The organism is Nostoc sp. (assembly GCF_036917535.1).
Classification (GTDB): Bacteria; Cyanobacteriota; Cyanobacteriia; order Cyanobacteriales; family Nostocaceae; genus Nostoc.
Map to the genome: position 1 here is coordinate 1 of NZ_JBALDA010000072.1, position 14176 is coordinate 14176.

The window sequence follows — 14176 nt, forward strand, 5'->3', positions numbered from 1 at the left end:
AATTTCAGCTATGCTCTCTAAGTATACAACTTTTATATAGTACTTAGGTACTATAATATTGCGATCACCCTGTGCCAGTTGCGTAAGTCCTGTTGATTTACGAATTACGAATTACGAATTACGAATTACGAATTACGAATTATATTGACACTTGCGCTACGATATCCCCTATTGCTTTCGTGCAATGTACGTGAGGAGTAGTACAGGTCAAACAGATGATAGAAAAATTCAATACACAGGATACCCGGAATCTGGTGGCAATCGCTAACCAATTTGCCCAACTGGGGAAGGTTACAAGCGTTAAAGCATTTGGCAGTGGTAATATAAATGACACCTTTTTAGTAACTCTAGATGACTCAAAAGAACAACATTTTGTCCTGCAACGTATTAACACACAAGTATTTCGTCAGCCAGAATTGATTATGCGGAATATGTGTACCTTCACTGAACATGTTCAAAAAAGGTTGCAAGATACACCCCTTAATCGTCGCTGGGAAGTGCCACGCGTACTGTTGACCAAAAACGCTCAAGACCATTGGAGGGATGCAGATGGCTCATTTTGGCGAGCAATTAGCTTTATTCAAGGCTCCCACTGTTTTGATAGTATACGCGATCGCTCCCACGCCAAAGAAATCGGTTATGCCTTGGGAATGTTTCACAATCTAATCAGCGATTTGCCAGCAGAAAAACTCGCTGACACCCTCGAAGGCTTCCATATTACACCGTTTTATCTCCAGCATTACGAGGAAGTTTTGCCGAAAACTAGTGCGCCTCAATCTTCTGAAGTTAATTATTGCTTACAGTTTGTTAGCGATCGCCAGACCTTTGCACATATTCTAGAAAATGCCAAAGCAGAAGGTAAGCTACCCCTACGTCTGATGCACGGCGATCCCAAAATTAATAACGTGATGTTTGACATTGTTACCCAGCAAGCCGTCAGCGTCATCGACCTAGACACCGTGAAACCCGGTTTGGTACATTACGATATTGGTGATTGTCTGCGATCAGGTTGCAATCCGGCTGGTGAAGAAACCGAGAATTGGGAAAGTATTTATTTTGATACCGATTTGTGTCAGGAAATCCTCCAGGGTTATCTCGCTGTGGCTAAGGCATTTCTGACCGAGAATGATTATGCATACATATATGATGCCATTCGTCTAATTACTTTTGAATTAGGACTGAGATTCTTTGCTGATTATTTAGCAGGGAATGTCTATTTCAAAATCAAACACCCAGAACATAACTTAGCAAGAGCGATCGTCCAGTTTAAGCTTACCGAAAGTATTGAATCTCAAGAAACGCAGATTCGCCAAATTATCGAAGATATGAAATGAGTAACCAAATATTTGACTTGCAACCTTTCTCTTCTAACGAGTCTTTTCCTCATTTGAAAATTACAGGCAATATCTGTCGAAATGCTAATCAACTTACCATCTGCTACAACCTTGGAGGCAACTTAAGAAAAATTGCAATTGCTCCATTATCAAATGCACCATCACGCAAGGACGAATTGTGGGAAGACACTTGTTTTGAGTTCTTCCTTGGCATCAAAGATTCTGCACGGTATTGGGAATTTAATCTCTCTCCCGCCGGACACTGGAATGTCTATCATTTTGATAGCTATCGTCAAGGGATGCAAGAGGAAACAGCTTTTGAAAAGCTACCCTTTAGCGTTCAGAATCAAGCCGACAGTTTAGCACTTGCGTTAGATGTCGATTTGGGTAAAATCGTCTCGGCAGAACAAGCTATTGAAATTGGCATTACTACTGTTATCAAATATGGAGATAGTGAGGTGACTTACTGGGCGTTAACTCATCGAGGCGCGGAGGCTAACTTTCATCTGCGGGATAGTTTTATTGTTAAGTTGTGAGATACATTTTTATATAGCTTGCAAAGTTGGGAATATTAGCTGTAGAGACTTAACTTAGTAAGTATAGAATGTGAATATGAATGCGAATGAATTTATCTTACAATTACCTCATACAAGTATAAAAAATAGAGAGTTACTTCCTGAAAAATCAGGAATATACTATGTACTAGATGAACAATTTATAGTTTGGTATGTAGGGCAGGCGAAAAATTTACGTGGTCGTTGGACAGGTGATAGCCATCACAGACTGTATCAGTTACAAAAACAGCGAAAGAAGCAGTTTGTCATATACTATGAATTGGTAGCTGAATCACATCTCAATGCTATAGAACGACAGCGCATTGAAGAGTACAACCCGCAACTGAATGGAACTAAAATTAGAACAAAGAAACTACATCCAACAGAAACGCTATTACGGGAAACACTAACTATCCTTGCACCATACAGTTTTATTCTAGGTGTAGAACCTCCACGAAAACAAGATCCTAAGCTGATTAATGATTCTATACTTTGGCGAGATGATTGGAAAGTTCAGAAAGCTGTATTGCCACTGAATGTAATACACATCTGTATAAATTTAAAAGAGTTAGAAGAATTTGCAAAGGATTGGTGGTCTATTAATCGTTTTTTAAAACATGTATTTAAGCAGCGGACTAATTATTCAGATAACTGGGCTTGTAAAGGTCAAATAAAAGATGAAAAATATGGTTTATTCTTCTTAAGAAGATTATTAGTTAATGGCTTTGCTATCGAAATCTACAGAGCTGCGAAAGAAGCTTTAGAACATATTCAAGGTTATGAATTGACTCAATTGGCTGGAGTTGATATGAGGGTTGTCAATGAAGATTCTCTAATTGTACTCAAAAATAAATGCCTGCTAAGTGTTACTGGAATTTATGTGTCTTCTGAAAAGCAATACCATGCATATGAGCAAAATCGTCAGAAGGCAATAGAACGATTATCTCCATATAATAAGGATCTGATAAAATTACTATTTAACGAACACATAGACATTAGCAAACTTAAAGTTATTCTGATAGAACACAAGACGGAGGAAGAAAGCAATACCAACTCTCCCAATAGACTAACAAACTTTATTGCCAAAAAAGAGTATTTTAAGAAATTATTAATAGAACGTGGTATTGACTTGGAACAGTATCAGGTTAATAAGTATTTGGAGTCTATACCAATAGATGATGACTACGTAGACAGTATGAAAGATAAAAGGATGGCTATTTTCGTCAAAACATTTTTGGGTAATCTTAAAGAACCAATAAGCTACATGGTTATTAAGCTAGAGAACGGTAAAACAACGACAGTTGGTAGAGGTAATTTCATACATGGAGCAAAAGGTAGGACATTACAAGGTTCTCTTTACAAAGAAGTTTATTTAGCAGCGACAGTAGATCGAGTTTTTTGGTTGGTGTTAGAACCATACTTATCAGATTTTGCCCAAGTAAAGCTTAATGAAGAAGAAGGATACATAAGCAAAGCGTATATATCCCCTAGAAAATTCTTAGTACCTGCTATGCTTTCTGTCAGTTTAAACGGAAAATGGAGAGCAGATATACCATTTGGTCCTAAAGATGATATGTCATACAGCGAAGTTGTAGACATTATCAAAAGTCGCTTACAGGAAAGTGGAATACCTAAACTTAGATTTTCATTCAAATCTGAGTCTTCACGCACTTAGCTACTAGTATTTTACTCTGAAAAACTTTGACCATCAAATGGATCGTATTTGCTCCTCTGTAATTTGGTGTTTTGAAAGTAGGTTGCAAACGCATTGATTTAGAGTATAAAATCTAGTAAAACAAAACAATTACAACGGGTTTACAAACAAAATCAACCAAAAGATAGATTTATTTAACCAAAATTTGCCCAAGTCTTGGCTGCAATTACTAAAGAAATTGTCTCTGAGCAAGACAGGGTGCTGCTGGTAGGAGTGCAAACAAAAGATGGTATCTGTTCAACTGTTTAGGGATGCGGTTTATCGGAGGGTTAGATGAACTCAAAATATAACTTTCAATACTTTCAAGGGAGTTCTCTTTCTGATTTGTTTGCTCAAGACATTACAGATGCATCTTATGGGTTTATCCTAAATTACCCTGCAACTGCCAGTTGGGCTGCTTATCCCAACGTGGAAAAATATTTTATTCAAGATGGTAGTAGTGAAGCCACCAAAACCTCCTTTGACAAGATTTGCCAAAAGGAACCTTGGAAAATTTTAGCAGTATTAGGCGATCGCATTCTGGGAATTGCGATTAATCCGCCGCCAAAGTCGCTGCTTGCATACTGGCAAGAGCATTTCGGCTTCAGCTACTCTAATAGATTGATGATGGATCGCCTGACTTATCTGGATGATCTCAGTCACAGCGAACGCTTTGACAAACTTATCACTCTATTTCCTTTTGATCGCCTCAAAAAAGAAAAACACGCCATTGATTCAGACACTCATTACCGCTTACTCAGCAAAGTAACCCTGGCCGAACTAGGGGTGCAATGTCCAAAATACGAGAGTTACAATTTGCACACCTATAGTCTAGAAGACATTGAGCTACCACAATTTCCCTACTTAATTAAAACGTCCCACGGACTTTCAGGAGAAGGCACTTATATCATCAAAAGCCTCAGCGATCTCAACTACTGTCTTGAAGAAATCAATAAATATCTAGATATTAAGTTGCTCGATAAAATTATTGTCTCGGAGTTCATCAAGAATCAGGTGCAGAATTACTGCGTACAGTTCTATGTCAACAAGGTGGGAGAGATAACCCTCATCGGCACTACCAGCCAACTCGTCACTCCAGAAGGTAGCTATTTAGGGGGACTAATTGACTATCGCAACACTGACATGAGCAAGTTCTTTGAGATGATTGCCGCCATTGGCCAGTATGCTCACAAACAGGGTTATTTCGGCGTAATTGGGTTTGATGTGCTAGAAGACCAAGATGGACAATTTTATGTGATCGATGCCAATTTCCGAGTCAATGGATCGACTCCGTTATGCTTGCAACGCCATACCTTACTGGGACTGGGAAAGGAAGTTGCTAAATATTCCAGTGACTACCGCATGGAAGGAACGTTGGATTCAATTTTAGTGACCTTAAAACCAGAATTAGATCGCAAGGATTTAATCGTTCTATCGGCTTTAGAAAAGGTCAAATACGGAAAAATCTACACGGAAATTTATGCGATCGTCACTGGAGAAAATATTCAGGAAATGCAGCATATTGAGCAAAAATTACAGTATAAGGGATTACAATGGCTCGAAATCAGCTTACGTTAATATAGCCAATTGGTTGTGCCGTTAGAGTGCTGGTGTGACTGGCTTGATCGGATGCAGATTAACCCTCTTTCAAGAAACAAGGCAGGAGGCAGGAGGCAGGATGCAGAAGGGAAGAGGATTTGACTTGTTTCTTCCATTCATAGCGGGTGGTGTGCCGCCAGTGGGGCTGCTTCTAAGAAACAGAAATGTTTCTTTACATCCATTGGGAATGCGTAGACGCAAAGCGGCTTGTCGTCAGATATCGCTTCTTCAGACGCTTTTGTCACTCAGGGAAAAGAAAAATAAGAGCCAAATTTTCAACTGTAGATACAGCGAGCATTTGAGCCTTTATTTTTTAATAGAATGGCCGAAATCAAGGTTTTTGGTAAAAATCTTATGCTGTAAGCATCCCAGATTATTCTCTGCCAAAAGTAACAAAAGAGGGTTAAGTAACGTTAAAATGTGTGAAATTTCAATTCAAACCGATCTCTACAGAAGAAATATGGTTAAAAAAGTGGTGATCGTCGGTGCTGGACCCAGCGGTGTACTTCTGGCTTACTATCTACTGCGTCGTGGTGACCAGTATCAAATTGATATTTACGAGCGTCTCAACGATCCGCGAGTCGTCGAATTCTCCAACGCCAGAACATACCCAATCTCCCTAACCGAGCGGGGAATGAAGGCGCTGAATCAAATTCCGGGAGTTGAAGCAGCAGTGAGAGCCGTCAGCCTGGAGATGAGCGGCACCTTTTTTCACCAACAAAACGGCAAAACACGAGTCACCTCTGGCAAAAAATCGCTGGTGACACTTGATCCCTCTAGCAAAAAACCGCTGGTAACACTTGATCGCACCAATTTAGTCATCACATTGCTGGAAAAGTTGACTGAACAGTACGACCCCAGTCGACTCAAGCTGCATTTTAATCAGTCCTGCACTGAAGTCGATTTTGCCACCAAGACGATTACGTTTCAACCCACAGCCCAATCCGCTGAATCCACAGACGCCAATCTGACGGTGAACTACGATCTGGTGATTGGTGCAGACGGCGCACGTTCAGCCGTACGGTCGGGTTTCTTGAACACAGAATTGTTTGAGCTTGAGCAGAAATATGTCCCGATAGACTATAAGTCGATCCTTTTACCTCGTTCTGACCAACCATCAGATACTTACTTGGAGTCAGACAAAATCCATTCCTGGCGGAACAATGATGCCATAACGGTATTGCTGCTTCATCAACTGGATGGAAGCATGAGCGGTGTCATTCACTTTCCCCGTCGGAACACTCAGGTTACAGATCTGACAACCCCAGAAGCGGTACTGAAATTCTTTCATAAGCATTTCCCAGAAGTGGGGCAACTGATGCCTCCATCAGAAGCAGAGGCGTTCTTGAAGCGACCGTCCTCTCATGTTGTAACCATTCGCTGTAATCGCTATCACTATGGGGATAGCGTCCTCATTCTGGGGGATGCAGCCCACGCTGTATCCCCTTCTCTGGGTCAAGGTTGTAACGCCGCCCTAGAAGATGTCGCCATCGTTAACGATCTGTTAGATGAATATGCTGATGATTGGGCAGGGGCGATCGCCCAATTCACCGTTCGTCGCAAAGCCGACGCTCATGCCTTAGTAGAGTTAGGCGACCACTCGTTGCCATCTTCCCCCAAGCTATTCCTTGAGTTTGGACTCAGAGAGCAGCTTGCTAAAACGCTGCATCGCCTGTTCCCTGCTTACTTCGCACCGTCGTTATTAGAACTGGTATCTGAGAGTTCCGTACCCTATTCAGAGATATTGCATTCCTACAAAGGCTGGATCACCAAAGTGAAAAAGTCAAACCAGCAGTTTTTAGAAGTCTCATAGCATTTCATCTATAGGATTCCTATTTGATTTTTGAAAAAGATTACGAGTAAATACGGTTAGGGATAAAAGTATAAGAGAAAACAATGGGAAAGCAGCATAGATCAATAAATTGTGATCGCGGATTTACAAGGCTTTATTGCAGACTCTCGTGATACCTGTGAGGCAAGAAAAGCTTTTTCCTTCAAGTTGGTTTACCAAGGTTACCTGTACAAAGAAGCAACTGATAGGAACAAAACGACTGAATTAATTACTCAAGCTAAAGTATATAACGGTGTCGAAGCTAATTTCCAATCCCTAATTTATATTGAAAAGTAACACTTATGCAATTAAAGCCAATCAATCAGCAAGTCGTTTCTGTTGTTGGAGCCTCCAGTGGGATCGGACGGATCACAGCTCTTGAGTTTGCTAGACGTGGGGCAAAAGTGGTAGTCTCCGCTCGTAGTGAGTCGAAGCTAAAGTCTTTAGTGGAGGAGATTCGCGGCTTTGGTGGCAAGGCAACTTTTTGCGTAGCTGATGTGGAAGTATTTGAGCAAGTTAAGGCGATCGCAGATAAAACTGTTGAAGTCTACGGACGACTCGATACATGGGTACATGTCCCTGCTGTCGGCATCTTTGCCACTTTTGACAATACAACACCGGAAGAGTTTAAGCATGTCATTGATGTCGATCTCATGGGACAAGTGTATGGTGCAATGGCGGCCTTACCTCATCTAAAGCGTGAGGGAAGAGGAGCATTGATCCATGTTTCTTCAATGGAAGGTAGGCGATCGCTGCTACAGCAGCATTGGCATTCCTAACAGTTCAAGCATTCAAAAAGGAAGGATAAATAGACCTGTCCGAAAATTTACAATCCAGTTTTTACAATGGGTTGAGAGAAATAATTGCAAACTTTTTGGCAACATAGTAATAATATTTCGAGATGATTACTAATAGTTTAGGGCAGAAAAATACATAACTATTGACTCAGGCAAGCGCTATTTTTTCTCAAATTGAATCAACCAATACTCTAAAAGGGAAGATTTAATTTTATGAAAGCCTTATGTAGTTGCGGTATTGGTGTATTTCACTTTTATTCAGGTTCGTCAATATTTAGATGCGTTTGTCGTGTCAGTTTAGTAGGTTCATTTTTACATCAATTAATAACGAGTTTTATAGCTAAATTCGTAGTGGACATCAATAAAATAATTTAGGTTGTGTCAGTGCATGATTACAAAAAGATGAGGTATAAAGTTATTTTTAAGGATGATTAATTGAGTAAATTTCAGCAGTCAAAGTGTCTGATCCAGGAGCATTCCAGCCAATGAAAGACTATCAACGCACCCTACCGCCTCTATGGATAGGTTCGGCGATCGCCTTCTATGCCTTTATTGCCATTGGCATTGCTGAAGCAGGATTAGGAGTTCTTCTGCCCTCAATTCTGTCTACTTATAATCTGACTCCAGCAACCATCACTCTGCTGTTTGTCAGTCAAATTAGCGGCTACATTCTGGCAGCATTCACCAGCAGTATTGTGAGTAGTCGGCTGGGATTAGCCCGAATGCTGTTGATTGCTGCGGGTGCGCTGACGATGGCACTAACGATCTATGCTACCTCACCCTTCTGGTTTCTGATGGTTGCGGCTGGATCGGGGATGGGATTGGGCATTGGGTTGATTGATGCAGGCATCAACACTTACATTGTGCAAAATTCCGGCAGTGCCAGTCTGATTGGTTTGCTCCATGCTTTCTATGGTATTGGCGCGCTCTCAGGCCCCGCGATCGCTACTACTTTATTAGCAGTTGGCATGAACTGGCGACAGGTTTATGGGGTATTAGCCGGGATTGTCAGCCTATTAATTGTGAGCGTGCTGGGTATAATCATTTTCAACTACACACCAATGACACAACGGGTATTGCCATCAAATACAACTGCCTTAGAAAATCTAGGCAGAGCGCTCCAAACTCCGACAGTGCTGCTAACTGGGCTACTTTTGCTGATTTATGTTGGCACTGAAGCTTGCATCGGCAATTGGGCATATACTGTACAGTCTGTCGCTCGTCATACTCCCACGCTGATTGCTGGTTACAGCGTTAGTACTTACTGGCTGGGATTAACATTGGGACGTTTCATCTTAGGTTATTTCTTGCAATGGCTTGGGGCAGTCCGCACAATCAGTATGTCGCTCAGTCTTGTAATAATTGGATTGCTTGCTTGGTGGCAACTGCCAGATCAATGGATTAGCTTACCGTTGATTGGCTTTGGCTTGGCAGCCATTTTTCCTGCAACCATTTGGTTAATTCCTCAACGATTACCAGATCCCTATGTTCCTGCGGCTGTTAGCATTACCACTAGTGCTGCCAGTTTGGGGGCAGCGATCATACCCACTGGAGCAGGCTGGGTTGCAAGTTGGACAAATTTAGAAATCATCCCAATGTTGATGCTGCCATTGGCGCTCTTAATGGTGGGCTTACATTGCTGGCTGGTGCAACATTCGGTAAGAGGCAAGTAGGGGCACGGTATACCTATAATGAAAGTCCATCTTCCTTAAGATATAACCTTAGTACTCATAACTGTCTATACATCTCACACTGGATACTGAAGATAGATTTTGATTCTAACAGTGCCTTTATACAGCAGTTTTCATTTGCATGAAGTACAAAGTTACGGGTTTTGAGGCAGAAGGCAGTTCTTGCTGGAGGCAAGAGGAAAGAGGTAGAAACTCTTTATATTTGATAAATCAGTCCTGGATTTTGTACCTCACTTACTTGCAATCTGCTGTAGTTTCATCATTACCAAAAATTTGGTATTAACTCCTTCAATCATAATTGAGGGGCAATCTCCCCATGCCTGCTTTCACTAATCAAAAGCAGTCACAAGGCTATTGCCCCTAAATATTTTGAGCGTTGATCGCTCTTTCGCCAGAAACACCTATGAATTGTCCTTGATCAAGCTATCTGAACTTATGACTCCACACACCATACTCCGCAATCTCAACACGATTACTCAGCTGTGACGAGTTCAGTACTACCGCGTGTACGACGCCGTGTGAGGCTATTATACAGCATTACACCGATCGCCTTGATCAAATTACCTTCCAATTCCTGGAACATCTTCATGTTTACACCAAAAGCAGCGTTAGCTTCATCAACGATGCGATCAGTTGCCGCCTCGTCAAGGGGTAATTCATCCAAAATTTGCCGATATTTGGCTTTGAATGCCTTCTCATCAGTAATTTCTGGAAACTCATAAAAGGCGATTCCTTGTCCATCAGACAAATTCATCGCTGTTACAGCAATATTTTTGAGAATTTGTCCCCCGGATAAGTCACCTAAGTAACGAGTATATGAATGGGCGATTAACAATTCTGGTTCTGTAGCAGATACTTCTCGGATGCGCTGTACATAAACTTCACCCGCCGGAGATAGTTTGATTTGCTCTTTCCAGTTTGCACCAAAGTAATAACTTAGGTCTTGCTCTAGGCTATGCTTGCGGTTTAGCTGAGGAAAGTTAATTTTAGAAACTATTGGGTGCTGGCGGTGCTTTTCCATTTCCTCTTCCATCGCTGAGTAGACGAAGTAGAAGTTAGCAACAAGTTTTCGGTAAGAGTTTTTTTCCACTACTCCTTTTAAAAAGCACTTGACAAAACCTACATTTTCTGCCATTGTGTGGGCTTTCTTAGTGCCTACACGTAATTTGGTTGCTAAATTGCTGCTCATGCTAAATTTCTCAACTTTAAAAAGTTAACTGCCGGAGTTTTGATTCACTAACGGCTAAAAATAGCCATTAAAACGTTACCTTAAAACTATTTGATGAGAATTTATATTAAAATTTTTTAAGCTGTGATGATTTTGTCGTTTTTTACACAGCAACGAGGCTAAGAAAACAGAACTTTAGATTTCAAGATTTTGATGATTTTTTTGTGTTCTTAGCTGAATCTTGCTTTCATTCTCAGCTTTGGTGAAAATTTTTGTGATAAAACCAAAGTAATGTTTATTACATACTTCGTGGTTGGTAGCATTGCAATGTGGGAACTAAAACAGATAAAAATCAAAAATAAAGTTGCGGATATAAAAGGAATAATTAGCTAAGATGTGGAGATTTTACTGATCAGGTAAAAACCAATACTGATTTCATCAAAGATTTACAATCCAAGACCAAGTAATTCAGTATTATTACGTAAAGATAGTTTGATCTAGAATGAATTTCTAAAGAGAAAAAGCATGTCAAAATTGCTGAATAAAGTCTTAAGTGCTATTTTTCAGTGTGATTGTGTGGAGTGTTTAAAAATATGGTTTCATCTATAACTCGGACATCGGGCATTTCTGGGGGTTCTACTTCTGAAGTTGAGGAATTGGGCAAAGGGATTGAGAGCAGTTTTGGACTGAATTTAATCTCATTACCAGCAAATCCCTTATTTGGCACAGATGGGATTCGCGGGCGAGTGGGAGAATTATTGAGTGCGCCTTTAGCATTGCAAGTTGGTTTTTGGACGGGGATTGTTTTACGTAACCATGCAACTCAAGTAGGGCCAGTCATTCTCGGACAGGACTCTAGAAACTCCAGCGATATGCTGGCAATGGCTTTGAGTGCAGGGTTAACAGCAGCAGGGTTAGAAGTCTGGTATTTGGGATTATGTCCCACTCCTGGCGTTGCCTATCTCACCAGCATCACTGATGCCATTGGCGGAGTGATGATTTCTGCTAGCCACAATCCCCCAGAAGACAATGGGATTAAGGTTTTTGGTGCTAATGGTGGGAAGTTACCGCAAATATTGCAGGCAGAAATAGAAGCGGGACTGCGTGGCAAGATATCACCAATAACTAGAGTCAGTAATTGCGGACGGCATTACTCACGTTTTGAGTTAGTGGAAGATTATAGTTCGGCGTTGAAAAAACCCTTGAACGGTGCTCTAAATCTTCAGGGAATGAAGATTGTTTTAGACTTGGCGTGGGGAGCAGCAGTTGGATTAGCACCATCAATATTTACACAAATGGGGGCGGAGGTAATCTGCTTACATAACGAAGCAGATGGCGATCGCATTAATGTTAACTGCGGTTCTACGCACCTAGATATTCTGGCAGCGACGGTACAAGAACACAACGCCGATATCGGCTTTGGTTTCGATGGCGATGCCGATCGCGTCTTAGCAGTAGACAATACAGGCAGGCAAGTTAACGGCGATTACATTCTCTACCTGTGGGGACGGCACTTACAACAAAACCAACAATTGCCAGACAACCTGATTGTATCTACAGTCATGGCCAATTTAGGCTTTGAGAAAGCTTGGCAGCAAATTGGTGGTAACTTAATTCGTACCGCAGTTGGCGACCAATACGTGCAAGCCGAAATGCAGCGCACTGGGGGAATGCTAGGTGGCGAACAATCAGGTCATATTCTTTGCCGTCATTATGCCGTGACTGGAGATGGCTTGTTAACAGCATTACACATAGCATGTTTGGTAACAGAGGCGGGCGTTCCCTTGAGCGAATTAGTAGATCGAAGCTTCCAAACCTATCCACAATTGTTGCGGAACGTGCGAGTTGTTGATCGCGATCGCCGTTTGGGATGGCAAGATTGCCAACCTGTGCAACAAGCGATCGCTCTTGCTGAAGCTGCAATGGGCGATTCCGGCAGAATTTTGGTTCGCGCTTCTGGCACAGAACCAGTCATCAGAGTAATGGTGGAAGCAGCTGATGCCGAACTCGCCAACTACTGGACAAATGAACTAGTTTCACAAGTACAGCAGCATTTGATGGACTAAATTAGCTAATATCTTATCTCAGCTTAAAAAACGCCAAATTTAATCATAGCTTCTACCAATTAACCACCCTTGGTTATGTGTAGAAGCTGTGACATTTTGATTACTTATTAAACCCGAATAATTCAATAAGATTTGGTTAAGATTTTTTGATGAAAATTCTAGATCGCTAAAGATGCGATCAATCGCCGTCAATACGAAACGAATAATTATTGTAGAGACGGCGATTCATCGCGTCTTTTGCCTTAATTTCATAGAGATGGCAGTTGGATAAATTAAGCTTTTTGGCGATTGTTGCGTAAGTTCTATGTAGAAATCACAACTAAAGAATGAGGACATGATATGACATTTAGTCTTAGCATAAGTCTTAACGTGTTATTATTTGCTTCGAGATTCCTAGCTGTTTGTTCTGATAAAATATAGTGCTTATTTTTGTTATCCCACTCAAAAGTGTACAAGTTTCCAATTCCTGGGAGCGTGTAACACAATTATTTGAAAGATGCATTAAATCAGTTTGCAATCAAACCTCACCTAACTTTCACGTTATTGTTGTTTGCCACGAAAAGCCCAAAATAGAATTTACTCATCCTCAAATCACATATATTACAGTTGATTTTTCTCCTCCAAACGAGCCTACCCGTGAAGCCAAAGGAGACACAGATAAAGGGCGTAAAATCTTAAAAGGATTGGTTTATGCTCGTCAATTTTCTCCCACTCACACCATGACAGTTGATGCTGACGATTGTGTGAGTGAAAAGTTGGCTAAATTTATTCAACAACATCCTGATTCTAATGGATGGTTTATAAATAAAGGTTATAAATATCAAGAAGGCAGTAATTACATATATATTAAAAGAAGCAATTTTTATAAAATGTGCGGTACTTGTAATATTCTTCGGTATGATTTGAATGATTTGCCAGAAACCGCAGAATACAATCGTGGCTATGGATACTATAAATATTATATAGACCACGCTAAAGTTAGAGACATTTTAAAGAGCAAAGGAAAATCAATTAAATCGTTACCATTTCCAGGTGCAGTTTATATTTTGGAAACAGGAGAAAATCTTTTTGAAAATTCCAAAAGATTAAAATTTAGCATTTTTAATCGTAAATTGTTAAATCAATCATTGAGAGATGAATTCGGATTATACGAATTACAGCAATCCAGAGAGATTTATCAACTATCGGAATTGTAATTTGTTTTTGAAAAATTCTAATAATTAGTTTTATAGGACTCATATTTGATTTTTGAATAGAACTCCGTACACTTTTATTTCTTCTTCTCTGTTCCCTGTTCCTTCCCTACGCAAGTAATTTCAGAAATCAAATCGGATTGCTATATATGACGTGTTAGCAGAGTGTAACGCACCAAAAACTTGAAATTATGCCGTAGTTTCGGCGCTAACACACCCTACGTGTCAAAATCAAATATTAGTCCTATAT

Annotated in this window: 9 protein-coding genes and 1 pseudogene; 9 read left to right on the forward strand and 1 reads right to left on the reverse strand. The window is 40.6% G+C overall.

Going from position 1 to position 14176, the window contains the following annotated elements; genetic code table 11:
- The first annotated feature begins 215 nt into the window (after positions 1-215).
- The 7 genes and pseudogenes from V7K56_RS23245 to V7K56_RS23275 all read left to right on the forward strand — a co-directional run bounded on the left by V7K56_RS23245 (position 216) and on the right by V7K56_RS23275 (position 9481).
- Positions 216-1334, forward strand: coding sequence for a phosphotransferase enzyme family protein (locus V7K56_RS23245; RefSeq protein WP_334914015.1), 1119 nt, complete (start codon positions 216-218; stop codon positions 1332-1334).
- Positions 1331-1870 (forward strand): DOMON-like domain-containing protein, encoded by a 540-nt coding sequence (locus V7K56_RS23250; protein WP_334914017.1) that lies wholly within the window; start codon positions 1331-1333, stop codon positions 1868-1870. The genes V7K56_RS23245 and V7K56_RS23250 overlap by 4 nt, the downstream gene beginning before the upstream one ends.
- A 76-nt stretch (positions 1871-1946) precedes the next feature.
- Entirely contained in the window at positions 1947-3563 is a 1617-nt protein-coding gene (locus V7K56_RS23255) for a GIY-YIG nuclease family protein (protein ID WP_334914019.1), read from the forward strand.
- A gap of 312 nt (positions 3564-3875) precedes the next feature.
- Positions 3876-5159 (forward strand): ATP-grasp domain-containing protein, encoded by a 1284-nt coding sequence (locus V7K56_RS23260; RefSeq protein WP_334914021.1) that lies wholly within the window; start codon positions 3876-3878, stop codon positions 5157-5159.
- Between the two features lie 481 nt (positions 5160-5640).
- Positions 5641-6993, forward strand: a complete 1353-nt coding sequence (locus V7K56_RS23265) for an FAD-dependent oxidoreductase (protein ID WP_334914065.1) — start codon at positions 5641-5643, stop codon at positions 6991-6993.
- Between the two features lie 320 nt (positions 6994-7313).
- Positions 7314-7787 (forward strand): annotated as a pseudogene (locus V7K56_RS23270) (SDR family NAD(P)-dependent oxidoreductase); the annotation flags it as partial.
- A gap of 479 nt (positions 7788-8266) precedes the next feature.
- Positions 8267-9481, forward strand: coding sequence for an MFS transporter (locus V7K56_RS23275; protein ID WP_334914023.1), 1215 nt, complete (start codon positions 8267-8269; stop codon positions 9479-9481).
- 490 nt (positions 9482-9971) lie between these two features.
- Here V7K56_RS23275 and V7K56_RS23280 read toward each other — a convergent pair whose 3' ends face one another.
- Positions 9972-10688, reverse strand: a complete 717-nt coding sequence (locus tag V7K56_RS23280) for a biliverdin-producing heme oxygenase (RefSeq protein ID WP_334914026.1) — start codon at positions 10686-10688, stop codon at positions 9972-9974.
- Between the two features lie 572 nt (positions 10689-11260).
- On the opposite strand from V7K56_RS23280, the gene glmM reads away from it, so the two are divergent.
- Positions 11261-12733, forward strand: a complete 1473-nt coding sequence (gene glmM, locus V7K56_RS23285; protein ID WP_334914028.1) for a phosphoglucosamine mutase — start codon at positions 11261-11263, stop codon at positions 12731-12733.
- 419 nt (positions 12734-13152) lie between these two features.
- Positions 13153-13929 (forward strand): glycosyltransferase family A protein, encoded by a 777-nt coding sequence (locus V7K56_RS23290; RefSeq protein WP_334914029.1) that lies wholly within the window; start codon positions 13153-13155, stop codon positions 13927-13929.
- Positions 13930-14176 lie beyond the last annotated feature (247 nt).

Coding starts and splice junctions, on each gene's coding strand:
- V7K56_RS23245 (WP_334914015.1), top strand. CDS start 216: ATGATAGAAAAATTCAATACACAGGATACCCGGAATCTGGTGGCAATC.
- V7K56_RS23250 (WP_334914017.1), top strand. CDS start 1,331: ATGAGTAACCAAATATTTGACTTGCAACCTTTCTCTTCTAACGAGTCT.
- V7K56_RS23255 (WP_334914019.1), top strand. CDS start 1,947: ATGAATGCGAATGAATTTATCTTACAATTACCTCATACAAGTATAAAA.
- V7K56_RS23260 (WP_334914021.1), top strand. CDS start 3,876: ATGAACTCAAAATATAACTTTCAATACTTTCAAGGGAGTTCTCTTTCT.
- V7K56_RS23265 (WP_334914065.1), top strand. CDS start 5,641: ATGGTTAAAAAAGTGGTGATCGTCGGTGCTGGACCCAGCGGTGTACTT.
- V7K56_RS23280 (WP_334914026.1), bottom strand. CDS start 10,688: ATGAGCAGCAATTTAGCAACCAAATTACGTGTAGGCACTAAGAAAGCC.
- glmM (WP_334914028.1), top strand. CDS start 11,261: ATGGTTTCATCTATAACTCGGACATCGGGCATTTCTGGGGGTTCTACT.